This is a genomic window from Micromonospora sp. NPDC048894 (assembly GCF_040649765.1).
GTDB classification, from domain to species: Bacteria; Actinomycetota; Actinomycetes; order Mycobacteriales; family Micromonosporaceae; genus Micromonospora; species Micromonospora antibiotica.
This window is the reverse complement of record NZ_JBEZFY010000017.1, coordinates 42105-61128: the sequence shown is the minus strand read 5'-3', so window position 1 is coordinate 61128 and position 19024 is coordinate 42105. Positions and strand designations below refer to the sequence as shown.

Here is a 19024-nt window from a genome sequence, read left to right as displayed (position 1 = left end):
CGCGCTGCCGCCACACCTGAGGAGCACCAAGCATGCCCACGCCCACCAAGGGCCCCCGCCTCGGCGGCAGCCCCGCGCACGAGCGGCTGATGCTGGCCAACCTGGCCACCGCGCTGTTCCAGCACGGCAAGATCCAGACCACCGAGACGAAGGCCCGGCGGCTGCGTCCGCTGGCCGAGCAGCTCATCACCAAGGCCAAGCGGGGCGACCTCGCCTCGCGGCGGCGGGTGCTGGGCGTCGTCAAGGACAAGGACGTGGTCTACTCCCTGTTCGACCAGATCGCGCCCCGGTACGCCAACCGCAACGGTGGCTACACCCGGATCGTGAAGACCGGCCCGCGCAAGGGTGACGCCGCTCCGATGGCGATCATCGAGCTGGTGGAGGAGCTTCAGGTCGCCGAGCCCAAGGCGAACAAGAAGACCGCCGCCCGCAAGGCCGCCCAGCAGGACAAGGTCGAGGCGCTCGCCCCGGCCGAGGAGACCCCGGCGGCCCCGGCCGACCAGGACTCCGAGGCGCCGGTCTCGGCGTCCGGTGACACCGCCGCCGCCCGCGAGGACAGCGACGAGGCTACCGAGACCGAGGCCACCGAGAAGAAGGCCTGAGCAACGGCAGCACCGTCGGGCCCGGCATCCCTTCCTGGGGTGCCGGGCCCGACGTCGTGAACGGGAGGTACGAGGTGGACGAGCGGATCCGGCTGCGGCTGGACGTCTCGTACGACGGCACCGACTTCTCCGGCTGGGCGGTCCAACCGACCCGGCGCACCGTGGCCGGGGTGCTGGTCGAGACGCTGGACCTGGTGCTCGGGGCGGGTGCCGTCACCGGGTTGACGGTGGCCGGGCGGACCGACGCCGGGGTGCACGCCACCGGGCAGGTCTGCCACCTCGACGTGCCCGTCGTCGTCTGGGCGGAGCACCGGGGGCGGCTGTTGCGCCGGCTGGCCCGGCTGCTCCCCGGTGACGTGCGGGTCCGGGCGATGACCGAGGTGCCCGTCGAGTTCGACGCCCGCTTCTCGGCGACCTTCCGCCGGTACGAATACCGGGTGACCGACGCGCCGTGGGGTGTCGAGCCGTTGCGGCGTCGGGACACCCTCGCCTGGCCCCGACCGTTGGACCTGGGCGCCCTGAACGTCGCGGCGGCCGGGCTGGTGGGGGAGCACGACTTCGCGGCGTACTGCCGGCGCAAGGAGAACGCCACCACCCTGCGTGAGGTGACCCGGCTGGACTGGCGGCGGGACCCGGACGGCATTCTGGTCGCCACCGTGCAGGCCGACGCGTTCTGCCAGGCGATGGTGCGCAGCCTGGTGGGGGCGATGCTGACCGCCGGGGACGGTCGACGTCCGGTCGAGTGGCCGGCGGGGCTGCTGGCCCGGCGGGAACGCTCCAGCGAGGTGACGGTCGCGCCGGCGCACGGGTTGACCCTGGTGGCCGTCGGCTATCCACACGACCCGGCCGAGTACGCCGACCGCGCCGACCGTACCCGCCGGCTGCGGCTCCCCGTCCAGTCCTGAGGGCCGGGGGACGGTCGGTCCCGGGCGGCGGATCCCGTTCCCTCCGGGCCGGGCACGACGCAGGCCCGGCCGCGCCGGCCGGGCCTGCGTCGGTGGTCGTCAGTCGCCGGGCAGCTCGTCGGTGTCCGGGTCGCCGACGCGGGGGGTCGCGGTGGGGGTGGGGGTCTTCCGGTTCCCGGCGTGCGGGGTGGCCGAGGGGCTGGTGGCCTTGGCGGTGGGTTGGTCGACGCTGACGCCGGCCGCCCGGCGGTCCAGGACGCCCTTGTCGAGGTGCAGTTCGACCAGGTCGTAGATGATCTCGCGGACGGTCTGGTCGCCGGCCGGGACGGCACCGGCGTCGTCCCTGGTCACCAGGCAGTAGGCGACGTAGTGGCCGCGCACCTGCCAGGCGACGCGGGCGGCGGCGGTGGCGACCGACTCGGTGTCTTCCCCCGCGGGCATGCCCCGGAACCGGCCGCGCCGGTCGTCGAGCAGTGGGCGGATCCGGTCCCGGACGCGTTGCGCGGTGGCCAGGTCGGTCAGGTTGAGCAGGCCGACGGTGACCAGGTGGTCCTCGTCGGGGGAGCGCAGGGTGGCCCGGACCACCTGGCTGCACCCGAGGGTGACCAGCAGGTCGGCTATCTCGCCGGTGGCCGCGACGGCGCAGCTGGCGTTCGACTGGGTCTTGAGCACCTGGTATTCGTGCCGGTCGACGCCGATGACCAGCTTGCTGCCGGGGAAGACCTCCTTGGCGGTCAACGGCTGCCGGTCGACCTCCCGGGAGTCCAGTGGCCCGTCGGCCTGGTCGTCGGGGGTGGCGGTGCCCGGTGCCGTCGGCGCGGCCTGCCCGTTCGGCGACGTGTCGTCGGTCGGGGTGCGGTCGATGAGCAGGACGGCCCCGCCGAGCCCGCAGAGGCCGAGCAGCATCAGCACGGCGGCCCCGCCGACGACGATCTGCCAGCCGCGGCCACCCCGGCGGCCCCGGCCGTCGCCGGAGCGGCGGGACCTGGCGCGGTCCGGTGCGGACGTCGCGCCGGGCACCTGGACGGCGGACCGGATCGGGACGGGGTCGACCGTCGGCGGTGCCGGTTGGTTGACCCGGGGCAGCGACGGTGCCGGGAAGCGGGACGGGGAGGGCCCGGCCGCCGTGGTCGGCGGGGGCTGGAACAGCGGCAGGTCCGCGTCGGGCCGCGGGTTCTCCTCGAATGCGTCCTCAGCGGACTCGTACCGATATACCATGTCGCCCAGAGTAGGGTTCATTGCCCCTTTAGGGGGTAATAACAGGAAATACGGTCTGTGGCGCGTCGGGCGGGGACGCCGGCCGACGGCAGCCCCGCTCCGGACCGGTGGAACAATGCCCCGGTGACCGGCGACCACTACTTCACCGCGGAGCCCAGCGCCCCGGCCCACCCCCGCGAGGTGGAGTTCCACGTCGCCGGGCGCGACTACACACTCGCCTCCGCCAGCGGGGTCTTCTCCGCCACCCGGCTCGACCCCGGCACCGCCGTCCTGCTGCGCAAGGCCGACCTGCCGACCGCCGCCACCGGTGGCCACCTGCTCGACATCGGCTCCGGGTTCGGCCCGATCAGCTGCGTGCTGGCCGACCTCGCGCCGACCGCCACCGTCTGGGCGGTCGACGTCAACGAACGGGCCCGCGCACTGACCGCCGCGAACGCCGCCCGCATCGACGCCGCCGACCGGGTCCACGCGGTCACCCCCGACGAGGTGCCGGCCGACGTCACCTTCACCCAGGTCTGGTCCAACCCGCCGATCCACGTCGGCAAACCCGAACTGCACGGACTGCTGCGCCGCTGGCTGCCCCGGCTCGCCCCGGACGGCGTCGGCTGGCTGGTGGTGGCCCGCCACCTCGGCGGCGACTCGCTGCACCGCTGGCTGCTCGACGAGGGCTTCGCGGTGACCCGGCACGCCAGCCAGAAGGGCTACCGGGTGCTGCGGGTCACCCGGTAATCCGGTGTCCTCCGGCCCCACGCCTCGGGCAGGATGCCCGCGTGGGATACGTGGACGTGGCAGCGGTCGGGCACATCCTCCCGGACGGTCGGGAACTCTTCGCCGACGTGTCGTTCCGGGTCGGTGAGGGGGCCAAGGTCGCCCTGGTCGGGCCGAACGGCGCCGGCAAGACGACGCTGCTGAGGATGGTCGCCGGGGACCTGCCGGTGCGCACCGGCGCGGTCGCGCGGGCCGGCGGGCTCGGCGTGATGCGGCAGTTCATCGGCATGATCGGTGACGAGTCGACGCTGGCCGACCTGGCCCTGTCGCTGGCCCCGCCGGCGCTGCGCGACGCCGGCCGCCGGCTCGTCGACACCGAACAGGCCATGCGCGCCGCCGAGCTGCGCGGCAAGTACAGCACCGCCGCCGGCAAGGCCCAGCTGGCGTACGCGGACGCGCTGGCCGCCTGGGGCGAGGCCGGCGGGTACGACGCCGAGGTGCTCTTCGACACCGTCACCACCACCGTGCTCGACCTGCCCTGGGACGCGTCCCGGGACCGCCCGGTGCGGACCCTGTCCGGTGGCCAGCAGAAGCGCTTCGCCCTGGAGCTGCTGCTGCGGGGCACCGACGAGGTGCTGCTGCTCGACGAGCCGGACAACTTCCTCGACGTGCCCGGTAAACGTTGGCTGGAGCAACGGCTGCGCGAGTCCACCAAGTCGGTGCTGTACGTCTCACACGACCGGGAGCTGCTGGCCCGTACCGCCGACCGGGTGGTCGCCGTCGAGGGGGGCAGCGCCTGGGTGCACCCGGGTAGCTTCGCCAGCTGGCACGAGGCCCGCACCGCCCGGCACGCCCGCCTCGACGAGTTGCGTCGCCGCTGGGACGAGGAGCACCAGAAGCTGCGTGAGCTGATGCTGATGTACAAGCAGAAAGCCGCGTACAACGACGGGCTCGCCTCCCGTTACCAGGCGGCGCAGACCCGGCTGCGCAAGTTCGAGGAGGCCGGGCCGCCACCCGTACCGCCGAAGGACCAGGACATCCGGATGCAGCTGGCCGGCGGGCGGACCGGCAAGCGCGCGGTGATCTGCGAGCAGCTGGAGCTGGACGGCCTGACCTACCCCTTCGACCTGGAGCTGTGGTACGGCGACCGGGTGGCGGTGCTCGGGGCCAACGGCACCGGCAAGTCGCACTTCCTGCGCCTGCTGGCCCGGGGCGGCACCGACCCCGACCCGGCCAACGGCCCGGTCGACGGGGCCGCCGCGCTGGCCCCGGTGGCACACGGCGGGGTGGTCCGGCTGGGTGCCCGGGTCCGCCCGGGGCACTTCTCGCAGACCCACGACCGGCCGGAGCTGATGGCCAAGACCCTGGTCGAGGCGCTGTGGCGGGGCGACGAGCACCGGGCCGGAATGGACCGGCACGCGGCGATGGCGGCGCTGAGCCGCTACGAGCTGGCCGGCCAGGGCGACCAGCGCTTCGGCACCCTGTCCGGCGGTCAGCAGGCCCGGTTCCTGGTGCTGCTGCTGGAGCTGTCCGGGGCGACCCTGCTGCTGCTCGACGAGCCGACCGACAACCTCGACCTGGCCTCGGCCGAGGCGTTGGAGGCGGGACTGGCCGCGTTCGCCGGGACGGTCGTCGCGGTCACCCACGACCGCTGGTTCACCCGCTCGTTCGACCGGTTCGTGCTGTTCCGGGGGGACGGTGAGGTGGTGGAGACCCCGGAGCCGGTCTGGGACGTGGGCTGAGTCACCCACGCGGACCGTGAGGTGCCGACCCCGGCCGGTCGTCGGGCGGGGTCGGGGCCGGTCCGGGCGGCATAGGGTGGATCTCGTGACTGAGATGACCTACCGCCGGTTGGGCGACTCCGGGCTCGTGGTGTCCGTGGTCGGCATCGGCTGCAACAACTTCGGCCGCAAGCTCGACATCGACGGCACCCGGGCGGTGGTCGACGCCGCGCTCGACGCCGGGATCACCTTCTTCGACACCGCCGACATCTACGGCGAGCCCTCGGGGGGTTCCGAGGAACTGCTCGGGCAGGCCCTCAAGGGCCGCCGGGACGACGTGGTGCTGGCCACCAAGTTCGGCATGTCGATGGGCGGGCGCAACGGCCGCGACTTCGGGGTACGCGGGTCCCGGCGGTACGTGGTGCGGGCCGTCGAGGCGTCGCTGCGCCGGCTCGGCACCGACCACATCGACCTGTACCAGCTGCACGAGCCCGACCCGGACACCCCGATCGACGAGACGCTCGCCGCGCTGGACGACCTGGTCCGCGCCGGCAAGGTGCGCTACCTGGGCAACTCCAACTTCTCCGGCTGGCAGATCGCCGACGCCGACTGGACGGCGAAGACCCGGGGGCTGACCCGGTTCGTCAGCGCGCAGAACCACTACAACCTGCTCCACCGCGACGCCGAGGTCGAGATCATTCCGGCCTGCGAGCGGTTCGGCCTGGGCCTGCTGCCGTTCTTCCCGCTCGCCAACGGGCTGCTCACCGGCAAGTACCGGCGCGACACCGCCCCACCCGCCGGCAGCCGCCTCTCCGGCGGTGGCCGGTACGCCGAGCGGCTCGCCGCGGCCCGCTGGGAGACCATCGAGGCGCTGGAGACGTTTGCGGCGCAGCGGGGGCTGACGCTGCTCCAGGTGGCCATCGGCGGGCTGGCCGCCCGACCGGCGGTGGCCTCCGTCATCGCCGGGGCCACCACCGCCGAGCAGGTCCGGGCGAACGCCGCCGCCGGCACCTGGCAGCCCACCGACGACGACCTCGACGCCCTGGACGCCCTGCTCTGACCGACCCGGGTCGGACGCGGTCGGGCCCGGACACCGTCGCGGTGTCCGGGCCCGATCGGGTACCAGGTCGTCAGCCGGCCAGGCCGGTCGGCTCCCCGGGGTGGGCCCGGCGACGCCACCACAGCAGCGTCGACCCGGCGACGACGACCACCGCCAGCGCACCGGCCAGCCACGGCCAGCCGCCGAAGCCGTCGTCGGCGTCCCCGCCGGTGGGCGGCAGCGTGGCGGCGACCGGCGACGGCGACTGGGCCACCCGGGCCTGCACCTGAGCGGTCGCCGTGCTCTGGTAGGGGGCGGGGGCGCGGACCGTCACCCGCCAGTCGCCGGGGGAGAGCAGCGGGCCGCTGCTGTAGAAGCCCTGCCCCTCCCCGGACGGCTCGATCTGCACCGGCCCGGCCGTCCGGCCCCCCTCACCCTCGGCTGTCACGGTGAGCCGGACCGGCTGGTCCAGCCGGTGCCCGTCGGCGTACACGGCCATCACGGTCACCCCACCGGCGCCGTCACCGGCCACCGTCAGCTTGACCTTTCCGCCGTGCGCCGCCGCCGGACCCGCCGGCAGGGTCACCAGGGCCGCCACGACCAGCGCGGCGAGGGCTCTCAAGGTACGCATCGACGTCTCCCTTGCTATGTGGAGGGGCCGCCCCCACCGCCGGTGTCGACGGTGGGAGCGGCCCCGTGGTGCTCCTTACAGCGAACCGCCCTTGGCGATCCGGGTGGGGTCGGCACCGAGCCGGCCGGCCCCGTTGACCGACTTGTTGGCGTTCGCCTTGACGCCGGCCTTGGTGGCCGCGCCACCGAGCCGGACGATCATGGCGTCGGCGTCCCGGACCAGCACGTCCCGCACGTCGGTGTCGGTCACCACCGCGGGGTCGGTGGCCAACGCCTTGAAGGCGGTCAACTGCTGCACCGCCCGCTTGTCGTTGCCCGCCGCCTCGGACTCCCGTACCGCGTCCAGCTTGTTGGACAGCTGACGGTGCGCCTTGGTGGAGAGTCGTCCGGTCGCCTTGAACCGGTCCAGCAGGTTCTGCATGTCCCGGAACGAGGTGGTGACGAAGAACCGGACCGTCGAGGTGGTGGAGTTGCCCGCCTTGTCGGTCGCGGTCACCGTCAGCTCGTGCAGGCCGAGCGGCAGCTCGTACAGCGCCTGCAGGGTGCCGCTGGCGTACGCCCGACCGTCCAGCACGCCGGAGGTCGTCTTGATGCCGGAGGTCGGGTCGACCGCCTGCCACGAGATCCGGACGTCCTGGCTGTCACCGTAGAGTTGGCCGTCGGCGATGCCGGAGACCAGCAACGTCGGCTTGGTGCCGTCGATCTTGACGACCGCCGACTTCAGCGCCTCGACGTTGCCGGCGGCGTCGGTGGCCCGGTACAGCAGCTCGTGCGTGCCGTCCCCGGTCACCTCCACCGGCGTGGTGTACGCCGTCCAGGCGCCACCGTCGAGCGACCACTCCAGCTTCTTGACCCCGGAACCGGCGTCGGTGGAGGTGATCACCACCGGGACGGTGCCGTTGTGCCAGCCGTCGTCGTTGGCCGGGGCGAACGACGCCGAGCTGACCGGCGCGGTGGCGTCGATCTTCACGGCGACCTTCTTCGTCGCCTCCACGTTGCCGGCCGCGTCCGTCGACCGGAACCGCACCTCGTGGGTGCCGTCCCCGCTGACCTGCACCGGCTCGGTGTACGCGGTCCACGTGGTGGCCCCGTCGAGCTGGTACTCGGTGCTCGCCACCCCGCTACCGCCGGCCTCGTCGGCCGCCGCCAGCGTCACGGTGACCGGGCCGGTGTGCCAACCCTCGGTCGGGGTGCCGGAGACGGTGGCCGTGGTCACCGGGGCGGTCGTGTCGGCCGCCCTGGTGGAGAGCCGGAAGTAGTCGAACGAGGCCGTCGTCGAGGTGGCCGCGTTCGCGCCGAGGGTGAACAGACCGATCTTCGGGGTGGCCCCGACGGCGGTGTTCGTCACCGTCTCGAACGTGGTCCACTCCTGCCCGTCCGCCGAGTACGACGCGGTGAAGGTGTCACCGGCGCGGGCCAGCCGCAGGTACCACACCCCCGAGGTCAGGTTGGAGACCTGGGGCTGCGGGTTCTGCGTCGCCCCGGCGAGTTCGCCACGGAACTCGATCCGCCGGGAGACCGCCTGCCCGGCCTGGTTGTCCACGATGTAGTCCAACTTGACGTAGTTGTCGTCGTCGGCGTGGACGATCAGACCGGCCTGCTGGTACTGCTCGGCCAGGGCACTGCCGTCGACCTTCGTCTCCAGGGTCCAGTCACCGCTCGGCGCGGTCTGGAGGATGAAGTTCTTCGGCCCGGTGTTGTTGGTGCCGTAGATGTCACCGGACGGCACGTCGATCTTCAGCGCACCGTCGACCACCCGGTAACCGGCCGGGTCCTCACGGAGCACCGCGTTCCACCGGCACTTGTCGAGCGTGGTGCCGGTGAACTCGTCCGACGGGGTGACCGGGCCGGCCGGGGCGTCCGGCGAGACCAGGAACGAGTCGAACACCGCGTCCACCACCGGGGCGGTGGTGCCACCGTTGAGGGCGAGCAGGCCGATGCGCGGGTTGGTGATGCCGGCCAGCGCGGCGGACCGGCCGACCGGGGTGAACGTGACACCGTCGGTCGAGAACTGCGCGGTCAGGTTGGTGCCGTCGCTGATCAGCCGCAGCCAGATGGTGTCACCGGCCGGGGCGGCCACGGCGTCGGCCGCGTCGTTACGCGGAGTCCCGGCGGTCTCCCGGATGAACTCCACCTTGCGCGAACCGCCGTAGAGCAGGTCCACCTTGGCGTAGTTGTCGTCGTCGCCGTAGATCAGCAGGCCGGCCTGCTGGTAGTCGGCGGTGACGGGCACGGTGACCTTCGTGGTGGCCTGCCAGGCCCCGCTGGGTGCGGGCTGGAGCACCAGGTTGGTCGCGTCGTTACGGGAGCCGTACAGGTCACCCGAGGAGGTGGGCAGCCGCAGCGCCCCACCGGAGACCGAGTAGAGCTGGTTCTCCCGGACCACCGACCAGCGGTCCTTGTCGAGGCTGTTGCCGAGGAACTCGTCCGACCGCGCGCCGAGGCACGAGTTGGTCGGCGCGTCCACCTTGACCGGGACGGTCGCGTAGGACTTCGCACCCCGGCTGTCCGTCACCGTCAGGGTGGCGGTGAAGGTGCCCGGGGTGGGGTAGGTGTGGGTGGCGTTCAGGGTCGTCGCCGTCCCGCCGTCACCGAAGTCCCAGGCGTACGTCAGCGGGGTGTCACCCTCGGTGTCGGTGGCCGTGCCGGTGAAGGTCACGGTGACCGGCGCGGTGCCGGTCGCCGGGGTGGCGGTGGCCGTCACCTGCGGCGGCGCGTTGTCGGTGACGCCCCGTCCGATGAAGTCCATCCAGTTGACGTTGAACAGCGAACCCGCGCCACCGGCGGGGTCCTTGGCGACGAAGTACAGCGCGCCCTCCGCACCGGCCGTCACCGGCGCGGTCACGTCGACGAACTGCTGCCAGCCACCCGTGCTCGGCACGGTGGCCGTGGCCACGACCGGGCCGTCGACGGCACCGGCGTGCACGTCGATCCGACCGCCCTGGACCTCGGAGGCCACCCGGAACCGGATCTGCTCGACCCCGGTCAGGTTGGCCGGGACGAGCGACCACCAGTCGCCGTCCTCGATGAAGCCGATGTTCTGGCCGCCACCGGCGGGGTCGGTGGTGGTCTCCTTCTGCACGCCCGGGTCACCGCCGCCGGTGCTGCCCGGGGCCCGCCCGGTGGCCGTGTAGTACTCGGCCTGCTTGCGCTTGGGCTGGAGGATCTCGATCGCCCGACCGGTCAACGGGCCGGCGCCGCCGGTGCCGCCGTCGTCGGTGTAGGTGGCCTCGAAGACCGCGAAGACGTTGGCCTCCGCGCCGTGACCCGACGCCAGCGAGGTCTGCACGGTGCCGGTGCAGCCGGTGTGCTGCTCCAGCGGGTGGGCGTGCTCGTCGTGGCCGAGCAGCACCTGCAGCTGCACCCGGTCACAGTCGACGGTGCCGTCCTCCGGGTCGGTCACCTTGATCGTGTACTTGACCTGGTCGCCCCACTCGAAGAAACCGCCGCTGGGCGGGAACTCGATGGTCACCGTCGGGGCGGTGTTGCCGACCGTCACCGGCACGTTCGCCACGGCGGTGCGGCCCTTGGGGTTGGTGACGGTGAGCTGCGCGGTGTAGTCGCCGGCCGCGGTGTAGGTGTGGGTGGGGTTCGCCTCGGTGGAGGTCTGGCCGTCACCGAACTTCCACGCGTAGGTCAGCGTGCCGCCGTCCGGGTCACGCGACCCGGCGCTGGAGAAGTTCACGGTCAGCGGCGCGGCCCCGGAGGTGGGGTCGGCGCTGGCCTCGGCGATGGGGGCGCGGTCACCGGCGGTGTAGTCGATCCGGTAGACCCCGGAGTCGTCGTTGTTGCCGCCGAAACCGGTGCCCCACTCGATCATGTAGAGCGCGCCGTCCGGACCGAACTCGAAGTCCATCGGACGGATCATCGGCATGCCGGTGAGCAGCTGGTTGATGTCGACCAGCGTCTTGCCGTCCGCGCTGACCTGCATCGTGTACATCTTCGACTGGTTCCACTCGCCGAGCAGCGCCTTGCCGTCGTAGTACGCCGGCCACTTGCGGCCCGACGTGCTGTCGGCGTCGTAGCGGTAGACCGGGCCGCCCATCGGGGCACCGCCGCCACCGATCTCGGGGAAGCGCGGGTCGCCGGCGTAGCCGTAGTCCACCGTCGCCGCGATGGCCGGCGGCAGGTTGGTCAGGCCGGTGTTGTTGGGCGAGTCGTTGACCGGCGCGGCGCAGTCGAACTTCGCCCCGCTCGGCCCGGACGGGAAGGTGTAGTCGTTGTACGCCTTGTTGTTGCCGGTGCAGTACGGCCAGCCGTAGTTGCCGGCCGTGGCGACGATGTTCCACTCCACCAGGCCCTCGGGGCCCCGGTTCGGGTTGGCCGTCGAGGCGTCCGGCCCGTAGTCGGCGACGTAGAGGGTGTCGGTCTTCTGGTCGACGCCGATCCGGAACGGGTTACGGAAGCCCATGCCGAAGATCTCGGGACGGGTCTTCGCGGTGCCCGGGGCGAACAGGTTGCCCGTCGGGATCGTGTAGGTGCCGTCGTCCTCCGGGTGCACCCGGATCACCTTGCCGCGCAGGTCGTTGGTGTTGCCGGCGCTGCGCTGCGCGTCGTAGTCCTGCCGGCCGGCCCGCTCGTCGATCGGGGTGAAGGCGCTCGACTCGAACGGGTTGGTGTTGTCGCCGGTGGCCAGGTAGAGGTTGCCCTGCGAGTCGAAGGTCATGCTGCCGCCGGCGTGGCAGCAGGTGTTGCGCTGCGTGTCGACCTGGAGGATGACCTTCTCGGTGGCCTTGTCGATGGTGTCACCGTTGACGGTGAACCGGGACAGGTAGTTGCGCGGGGCGCCACCGGCCGGTGCGTAGTACAGGTAGATCCACTTGTTGGTGGCGAAGTCCGGGTCGAGGCGCAGCCCGAGCAGGCCGTCCTCGTTGCCGGTGAAGACGTCCAGCCGGGTCGCGGTGACCGTGTTGCCGGTGTCCGGCTTCACGATCTGCACCCGGCCGTCGCGCTCGGCGTAGAACACCCGGCCGTCCGGAGCGATGTCCAGCTCCATCGGGTTGTTGGTGTTGCTGTCGAGGGTGACCTTCTCGAAGTTCGCGGTCTTGGAGGCGCCGCAGTCGGCGTTCTCGACGCCGGCCGCGGTGCGGATGCCGCCGAGCAGGTGGCTGAGGAACTCCGGCTCGGTGTACGACGCCTGGGTGTGGCCGCCGCCGGTGTACCACGACCGACCGCCGTCGTAGTCCTGGCACCAGGCGGTGGGGTGGTCGGCGCCCATCGCGCCGGCACCCGGGCTGTAGGACTTCTCGTCCAGGCTGGCCAGCACGTGCACCTTGGAGCGCGGGTTGGTGCGGAAGTTGTACCACTCGTCGAACCGGGACCAGCGGTCCGGCAGGTCGGCGGTCGACGGGTGCGCGTGGTCCTCGACCTTGACGGTGGCCTGCTGGTTGGCGGGGTGGCCGGAGAAGTACGCGCCGACCAGGTTGCCGTACCAGGCCCAGTCGTACTCGGTGTCGGAGGCGGCGTGCACGCCGGCGTAGCCGCCGCCGGCCTTGATGTAGCGCTCGAACGCGGCCTGCTGGGTGGCGTCGAGGACGTCACCGGTGGTGGAGAGCCAGATCACCGCCTGGTATTTCGCCAGGTTGGTGTCGTTGAAGGCGGCTCCGTCCTCGGTGGTGTCGACGGTGAACCCGTTGTCGGTGCCGAGCTTCTGGATCGCGGCGATGCCGGCCGGGATGGCGTCGTGCCGGAATCCGGCGGTCTTGGAGAAGACCAGGACCGAGAAGGGTTCGGCGGCGGCTGCCGCCGGTGCCGGTGCGGCCTGTGGCTGGGCCGCCGCGACGGGAGCGGCCTGGGCGGCGGTGCCGCCGATCAGGCCGCTGGCGAGTAGGGAGAGGGCCAGTAGACCGGCACCCAGTGGGCCGCGACGGGCGCGGCGATGGCGGGATGGAGACACTCCATGCTCCTTTTGTCCGTGCTGGACAGTGGTGGGGGCATGGGGACGACTCGCCGCAGACCGTCCCCGGTCGGATCGGTGTGGGCCCGCCGAGGTCCGCACCAGTGGCGATCAGGTGCGGGCCACGCCGAGGCTCCGCACCGGAATAATGTCGATCGGTTGAACAAATTAGCGCCGCTGGATTGGTTTCCGGCAAGGCATGAGCATGTAACGATTCGGTATCGGCGACTCGCTTTTCCGGCTTATGTGGATACAAGCCCACAACCGTACGCATTGATAGTCCTGGATCAATCTAACACCCCTTGGCGGATCAGCGGATCTGTCGTACGGTCACAGGCACGTGACCCACGGGAGCCCGGTACACCGGGCTGAGAGGGGGGCTGAGAGCCCCCGACCGTCGAACCTGATCCGGGTAATGCCGGCGCAGGGAGGAGAGTTGCCGTGCCGTCCCTCGGCCGACTGCATCTGATCACCGACACCCGCCCCGGGTGCGACCCGCTCGCCGTCGTACGGGCCGCCCTCCCGGTGGCCCGCGCCGACCTCGTCGTCCAGGTCCGGGTGACCGACGACACCACCGACCGGCAGGCGTACGACCTGGCCCGACGGGTACGCGCGCTCTGCGTGCCGTACGAGGCGACCTGCCTGGTCAACGACCGGCTGCACGTCGCCCTCGCGGTGGACGCCCACGGCGGCCACGTCGGCGCGGACGACCTGCCCGTCGCGGCGGCCCGCCGGGTCCTCGGCCCCGCCGCCGTGCTCGGCGCGACCGCCCGGGAACCGGACGCCGCCGCCCGGGCCGTCGCCGCCGGGGCCAGCTACCTGGGCGTCGGCCCGTGCCATCCCACCGCCACCAAGACCGGCCTGCCCGACCCGATCGGCCCCGCCGGCATCCACGCCGTCGTCGCCGCCGTCGCCGTGCCGGTGATCGCCATCGGCGGGGTCACCGCCGCCACCGTGCCGGCGCTGCGGGCCGCCGGGGCGTACGGCGTGGCGGTGGTCGGGGCGCTGTCCACCGCCGCCGACCCGGGCCGGGCCACCGCCGAACTGATCGCGGCACTGACGTGCTGACCCGGCCCGACGTCGCCATCGTGGGCGCGGGGCCGGTCGGATTGGCGATCGCCTGGCGCTGCGCCACCCGGGGCCTGCGGGTGACCGTGCACGACCCGGCCCCCGGCTCCGGCGCGTCCCGGGTCGCCGCCGGGATGCTCGCCCCGGTCGCCGAGGCGTACTTCGGGGAACGGGAACTGACCGGGCTGCTCACCGCGTCCGCCGCCCGCTGGCCGGGTTTCGCCGCCGAACTGACCGCCGCCACCGGCAGGGAGTTCGGCTACCGCACCGACGGCACCCTCGTCGTCGGGCTCACCGGGGACGACCTGGCCGAAGCCCGCCGGCTCTGGTCGTACCAGCAGGGGTTGGGGCTGCCGATCAGCGCGCTGCGCCCGTCGCAGCTGCGGGAGCGCGAACCGGCGCTGACCCCCCGGCTGCGCGGCGGAGCGGTCGCCCCCGGCGACCACCAGGTCGACCCGCGCCGGCTGGTCGACGCGCTCCGGGTCGCCGCCGAGCGGGCCGGCGCGACCCTGCTGCCCGGCCTAGTGACCCGACTGGCCGAGGTGGACGCGCCCGTCGTCGTGGTCGCCGCCGGCTGCGGCGCCGCCGCGCTGACCGGGCTGCCGGTCCGCCCGGTCAAGGGCCAGGTGCTGCGGCTGCGCGCGCCCGACCAGCGCCCGCCCGGCTTCCGGCACGTCATCCGGGGGTACGCCGACGGCGAGTCGGTCTACCTCGTCCCCCGCGACGACGGCGAGGTGGTCCTCGGGGCGACCGTCGAGGAACGCGCCGACACCGAGGTGACCACCGGGGCGGTGCTGCGGCTGCTCCGGGCCGCCGTCGACCTCGTCCCCGAACTCGCCGAGTACGCGCTGACCGAGGCCACCGCCGGGCTGCGCCCCGGCACCCCGGACAACGCGCCGATCCTCGGCCCGCTGCCCGGCCGCCCCGGCGTGCTCGCCGCCACCGGCCACCACCGGCACGGCATCGTGCTCACCCCGGTCACCGCCGACCTGATCACCGACCTGATCGTCACCGGTCAGCCGGACCCGCTGCTCACCCCCTTCACCGCCGACCGGTTCCACTGAGGAGGACACGTGCGACTGATCGTCAACGGCGTCGGACGCGAGCTGGCCGGCGGCACGACCGTCGCGGACCTGGTCGCCACGGTCACCGGGCAGCGGCGCGGAATCGCCGTCGCGGTCAACGGCGAGGTGGTCCCCCGGGGCGGCTGGCCCGCCACCGAGCTGCGCGACGGCGACCGGGTCGAGGTGCTCAGCGCCGCCCAGGGCGGGTGACCCGGATGCCCCTCACCATCGCCGGACAGACCTTCACCTCCCGGCTCATCCTCGGCACCGGCGGCGCGGCCAACCTGCACGTGCTGGAACAGGCGATCCGGGCCTCCGGCACCGAACTGGTCACCCTCGCCCTGCGCCGCGTCGACACCGCCCCCGGCACCGCCGGGGGACTGCTCGACCTGCTCGACCGGTGCGCGGTGCGGCTGCTGCCCAACACCGCCGGCTGCTACACCGCCGCCGAGGCGGTCAAGGTGGCCCGGCTGGCCCGGGAGGCGTTCGACACCGACTGGGTCAAGCTGGAGGTGATCGGCGACGAACGCACCCTGCTCCCGGACGGGGTGGAGCTGCTGCGGGCCGCCGAGGAACTCGTCGCCGACGGCTTCGTCGTGCTGCCGTACACCTCCGACGACCCGGTGCTGGCCCGCCGGCTGGCCGACGTCGGCTGCGCGGCGGTGATGCCGGCCGGTGCGCCGATCGGTTCCGGACTGGGCATCACCAACCCGCACCACATCCGGCTCATCCGGCAGAGCGTCGACGTGCCGGTGATCCTCGACGCCGGGATCGGCACCGCCTCCGACGCGGCCCTCGCCATGGAACTGGGCTGCGACGGGGTGCTGCTGGCCAGCGCCGTCACCCGGGCCGCCGACCCGACGGCGATGGCCACCGCCATGCGGCACGGCGTACGGGCCGGGCGGCTCGCGTACAACGCCGGGCGGATACCCCGCCGCTTCCACGCCCTCGCCTCCACCCCCGACGACGGAAGACCCGACCTGTGACCCGCCCGGCCGCCCCACCCCTCCTCCGGCCGGACGGGGTGGTGCTGCTGACCGACCGGCTGGTGGCGCGCGGCGACCTCGTCGACGTGGTCGCGGGGGCGGTAGGCGGTGGGGTGCGGTGGGTGGTGCTGCGGGAGAGGGACCTGCCCCGCGCCGAACGGGCGGCGATCGCCGTCGACCTGCGGGCCGTCCTGGCGCAGGCCGGCGGCACCCTGATCGTGGCCGGCCCCGACCCGCTGGACGGGGACGCCGTCCACCTGCCCGCCGCCGGGCCGTACCCGCCGCCGGCCGTCGGACTGGTCGGCCGGTCCTGCCACGACACGGCGGAGCTGGCCCGACTGACCACCGAGGACTACGTGACGCTCTCACCGGTCTGGGCCACCCGCAGCAAACCCGGCTACGGCCCACCGTTGCGCCCGGACGGGCTGCGCGACCTGATCCGGCGCAGCCCGGTGCCCGTGCTCGCCCTGGGCGGCGTCGAGACACCGGAGCAGGTGACGGCCTGCGTCGACGCGGGCGCGGTCGGGGTGGCGGTGCTCGGCGCGATCATGCGGGCCGCCGACCCGACCGGGGCCGCGACGACCCTCACCAGCGCCTTCCCCCGCACCCCGAGCACCGACGCGTGGCCCGAGGAGACGACATGACACCCACGACCGTGCTCACCATCGCCGGCTCCGACTCCGGCGGCGGCGCCGGCATCCAGGCCGACCTGAAGGTCTTCGCCGCCCTCGGCGCGTACGGCACCAGCGTGCTGACCGCCGTCACCGCGCAGAACACCCGGGGCGTGGACGCCGTGCTGCCGCTACCCCCACGCACCGTCACCGAGCAGCTCGACAGCGTGCTCGGCGACTTCGCGGTCCGGGCGGTGAAGACCGGGATGCTCGGCACCCCGGCGGTCGCCGACGCGGTGGCCGAGGCGGCGAAGGCGGGCCGGCTGCCGCACCTCGTCGTCGACCCGGTGCTCGTCGCCACCAGCGGACACCGGCTCGGGGTGGTCGCGGCCGTCGAGCGGCTGCTGCCGTACGCCCGGGTGGCGACGCCGAACTGCGCGGAGGCCGCCGCCCTCACCGGACGCCCGGTGACCACGGTCGAGGAGATGGTCGCCGCGGCGCAGGCCCTGGCGGCCGGCGGCCCCGAGTACGTGGTGGTCACCGGCGGTGACGTCGACGCGGCCGGCGAGTCGGTCGACGTGCTGGCCGACGGCGCAACGACCACCCTGCTGCGCGCCCCCCGGGTGGACACCCGGCACAGCCACGGCACCGGCTGCTCGTTCTCGGCGGCGATCGCCGTCCGGCTGGCCGCCGGCGACCCGGTGCCGGTCGCGGTCGCCACCGCCAAGGAGTACGTCACCCGTGCGCTGACCGGCGCGCGGGGTTGGGAACTGGGCGCGGGACGCGGCCCGCTGGACCACTTCGGCTGGTCCCGATGACCAACAGGGAGGCTGTCATGCAGGCACGTCGCAAGGTCTACGTCGAGGGGTCCCGGCCGGACGTCCGGGTGCCGTTCGCCGAGGTGGAGCTGGCCGGGGACAACCCGCCGCTGCGCCTCTACGACACCTCCGGCCCCGGCTCGGACCCGGAGGTGGGGCTGCCGCCGCTGCGCGGACCGTGGATCGCCGAGCGGGGCGACGTCGCGCCGGTCCGGGGCGCGGGCACCCCGCTGGCCGGCGTCGACGCCAAACGCCCCACCCAGCTCTGGTACGCCCGCGCCGGGGTGGTCACCCCGGAGATGGAGTTCGTGGCGATCCGGGAGGGGCTGCCGCCGGAGCTGGTGCGCGACGAGATCGCCGCCGGCCGGGCGGTGCTGCCACTCAACGTCAACCACCCCGAGTGCGAGCCGGCGATCATCGGCAAGGCGTTCCTGGTGAAGGTCAACGCCAACATCGGCACCTCGGCGGTGACCTCGTCGGTCGCCGAGGAGGTGGAGAAGCTGACCTGGGCCACCCGGTGGGGCGCGGACACCGTGATGGACCTGTCGACCGGCAAGCGCATCCACGAGACCCGGGAGGCGATCGTCCGCAACTCGCCGGTGCCGATCGGCACCGTGCCGATCTACCAGGCGCTGGAGAAGGTCGGTGGCGACCCGGTCAAGCTGAGCTGGGAGGTGTTCCGGGAGACCGTCATCGAGCAGGCCGAGCAGGGCGTCGACTACATGACGGTGCACGCGGGGGTGCTGCTGCCGTACGTGCCGCTGGCCGTCGACCGGGTCACCGGGATCGTCTCCCGGGGCGGTTCGATCATGGCGGCCTGGTGTCTGGCGCACCACGAGGAGAACTTCCTCTACACCAACTTCCGGGAGCTGTGCGCGATCCTCGCCCGCTACGACGTGACGTTCTCCCTCGGCGACGGGCTGCGACCCGGCTCGATCGCCGACGCCAACGACGAGGCCCAGTTCGCCGAGCTACGCACCCTCGGCGAGTTGACCCGGATCGCCTGGGAGTACGACGTGCAGGTGATGATCGAGGGCCCCGGCCACGTGCCGATGCACAAGATCAAGGAGAACGTGGACCTCCAGCAGGAGTGGTGCCACCAGGCCCCGTTCTACACCCTCGGCCCGCTGACCACCGACATCGCGCCCGCGTACGACCACATCACCTCGGCCATCGGGGCCGCGATGATCGGCATGTTCGGCACCGCCATGCTGTGCTACGTCACCCCGAAGGAACACCTCGGCCTGCCCGACCGGGACGACGTGAAGGCCGGCGTGATCGCGTACAAGATCGCCGCACACGCGGCCGACCTGGCCAAGGGGCACCCCGGCGCGCAGGCCTGGGACGACGCGCTGTCCAAGGCGCGGTTCGAGTTCCGCTGGGAAGACCAGTTCAACCTGTCGCTGGACCCGGAGACCGCCCGCGCCTACCACGACGCGACGCTCCCGGCGGAGCCGGCGAAGACCGCCCACTTCTGCTCCATGTGCGGCCCGAAGTTCTGCTCCATGAAGATCACCCAGGAGCTGAAGGAGTACGCCGCCCAGGGTATGCAGAACAAGTCGGCCGAATTCCGCTCCACCGGCAACCGCGTCTACCTTCCCCTCGCCTGAACTGGCCTGCCTCGGTGGCTGTCCGGGGGCACCGGCTCGGGCGGCTGCGCGGGTCGGCGGCGCTTGGCCGCGCCTCGGGTCCGCCCCGGTGATCAAGAGGTTTGCATTAGGTGTGGTCGGGGGATGACGTAAACCTCTTGATCACCGC

Annotated in this window: 15 protein-coding genes and 1 riboswitch; of the genes, 12 read left to right on the top strand and 3 right to left on the bottom strand. The window is 73.0% G+C overall.

The window, feature by feature from the left end; all coding sequences use genetic code 11:
• The first annotated feature begins 32 nt into the window (after nt 1-32).
• Both rplQ and truA read left to right on the top strand, forming a co-directional pair.
• Nucleotides 33-602, top strand: a complete 570-nt coding sequence (gene rplQ, locus AB0C22_RS27475; protein ID WP_208568198.1) for a 50S ribosomal protein L17 — start codon at nt 33-35, stop codon at nt 600-602.
• A 74-nt stretch (nt 603-676) separates the two neighbouring features.
• Nucleotides 677-1507, top strand: a complete 831-nt coding sequence (truA, locus tag AB0C22_RS27470; RefSeq protein WP_357537861.1) for a tRNA pseudouridine(38-40) synthase TruA — start codon at nt 677-679, stop codon at nt 1505-1507.
• 99 nt (nt 1508-1606) lie between these two features.
• On the opposite strand, the gene AB0C22_RS27465 is transcribed toward truA, so the two are convergent.
• Nucleotides 1607-2725, bottom strand: coding sequence for a hypothetical protein (locus tag AB0C22_RS27465; protein ID WP_357537859.1), 1119 nt, complete (start codon nt 2723-2725; stop codon nt 1607-1609).
• Nucleotides 2726-2848: 123 nt separating this feature from the next.
• Here AB0C22_RS27465 and AB0C22_RS27460 point away from each other — a divergent pair, with 123 nt between their 5' ends.
• The 3 genes from AB0C22_RS27460 to AB0C22_RS27450 all read left to right on the top strand — a co-directional run bounded on the left by AB0C22_RS27460 (nt 2849) and on the right by AB0C22_RS27450 (nt 6214).
• A complete protein-coding gene (locus AB0C22_RS27460) occupies nt 2849-3454 on the top strand; it encodes a methyltransferase (RefSeq protein WP_219464739.1) in 606 nt (201 codons plus the stop codon).
• Nucleotides 3455-3495: 41 nt separating this feature from the next.
• The gene (locus tag AB0C22_RS27455) at nt 3496-5175 is read left to right on the top strand and encodes an ATP-binding cassette domain-containing protein (RefSeq protein ID WP_219464738.1); all 1680 of its coding nucleotides are present in this window, start codon (nt 3496-3498) and stop codon (nt 5173-5175) included.
• A gap of 76 nt (nt 5176-5251) precedes the next feature.
• Complete coding sequence (locus AB0C22_RS27450; RefSeq protein WP_357537856.1) at nt 5252-6214, top strand: aldo/keto reductase; 963 nt, start codon at nt 5252-5254, stop codon at nt 6212-6214.
• Between the two features lie 70 nt (nt 6215-6284).
• On the opposite strand, the gene AB0C22_RS27445 is transcribed toward AB0C22_RS27450, so the two are convergent.
• Both AB0C22_RS27445 and AB0C22_RS27440 read right to left on the bottom strand, forming a co-directional pair.
• Nucleotides 6285-6824, bottom strand: coding sequence for a hypothetical protein (locus tag AB0C22_RS27445; RefSeq protein ID WP_219464735.1), 540 nt, complete (start codon nt 6822-6824; stop codon nt 6285-6287).
• A gap of 75 nt (nt 6825-6899) precedes the next feature.
• Entirely contained in the window at nt 6900-12719 is a 5820-nt protein-coding gene (locus tag AB0C22_RS27440; protein WP_357537853.1) for a ThuA domain-containing protein, read from the bottom strand.
• Nucleotides 12720-13057: 338 nt separating this feature from the next.
• Nucleotides 13058-13166: riboswitch (TPP riboswitch) on the top strand.
• Here AB0C22_RS27440 and thiE point away from each other — a divergent pair.
• From thiE to thiC, 7 genes are all read left to right on the top strand, one after another.
• Complete coding sequence (gene thiE / locus AB0C22_RS27435) at nt 13161-13787, top strand: thiamine phosphate synthase (RefSeq protein WP_208568190.1); 627 nt, start codon at nt 13161-13163, stop codon at nt 13785-13787. (Overlaps the previous riboswitch by 6 nt.)
• Nucleotides 13781-14851 (top strand): glycine oxidase ThiO, encoded by a 1071-nt coding sequence (thiO, locus tag AB0C22_RS27430; protein ID WP_219464732.1) that lies wholly within the window; start codon nt 13781-13783, stop codon nt 14849-14851. Before thiE ends, thiO begins: the two co-directional genes overlap by 7 nt.
• A 9-nt stretch (nt 14852-14860) precedes the next feature.
• Nucleotides 14861-15061, top strand: a complete 201-nt coding sequence (gene thiS, locus AB0C22_RS27425) for a sulfur carrier protein ThiS (protein ID WP_219464730.1) — start codon at nt 14861-14863, stop codon at nt 15059-15061.
• A gap of 5 nt (nt 15062-15066) precedes the next feature.
• Nucleotides 15067-15837 (top strand): thiazole synthase, encoded by a 771-nt coding sequence (locus AB0C22_RS27420; RefSeq protein WP_357537851.1) that lies wholly within the window; start codon nt 15067-15069, stop codon nt 15835-15837.
• Complete coding sequence (locus tag AB0C22_RS27415) at nt 15834-16481, top strand: thiamine phosphate synthase (RefSeq protein WP_219464725.1); 648 nt, start codon at nt 15834-15836, stop codon at nt 16479-16481. Before AB0C22_RS27420 ends, AB0C22_RS27415 begins: the two co-directional genes overlap by 4 nt.
• Nucleotides 16478-17266, top strand: a complete 789-nt coding sequence (gene thiD, locus AB0C22_RS27410) for a bifunctional hydroxymethylpyrimidine kinase/phosphomethylpyrimidine kinase (protein WP_219464723.1) — start codon at nt 16478-16480, stop codon at nt 17264-17266. The genes AB0C22_RS27415 and thiD overlap by 4 nt, the downstream gene beginning before the upstream one ends.
• Nucleotides 17267-17283: 17 nt before the next feature.
• Nucleotides 17284-18876, top strand: coding sequence for a phosphomethylpyrimidine synthase ThiC (thiC, locus tag AB0C22_RS27405; RefSeq protein WP_357537848.1), 1593 nt, complete (start codon nt 17284-17286; stop codon nt 18874-18876).
• Nucleotides 18877-19024 lie beyond the last annotated feature (148 nt).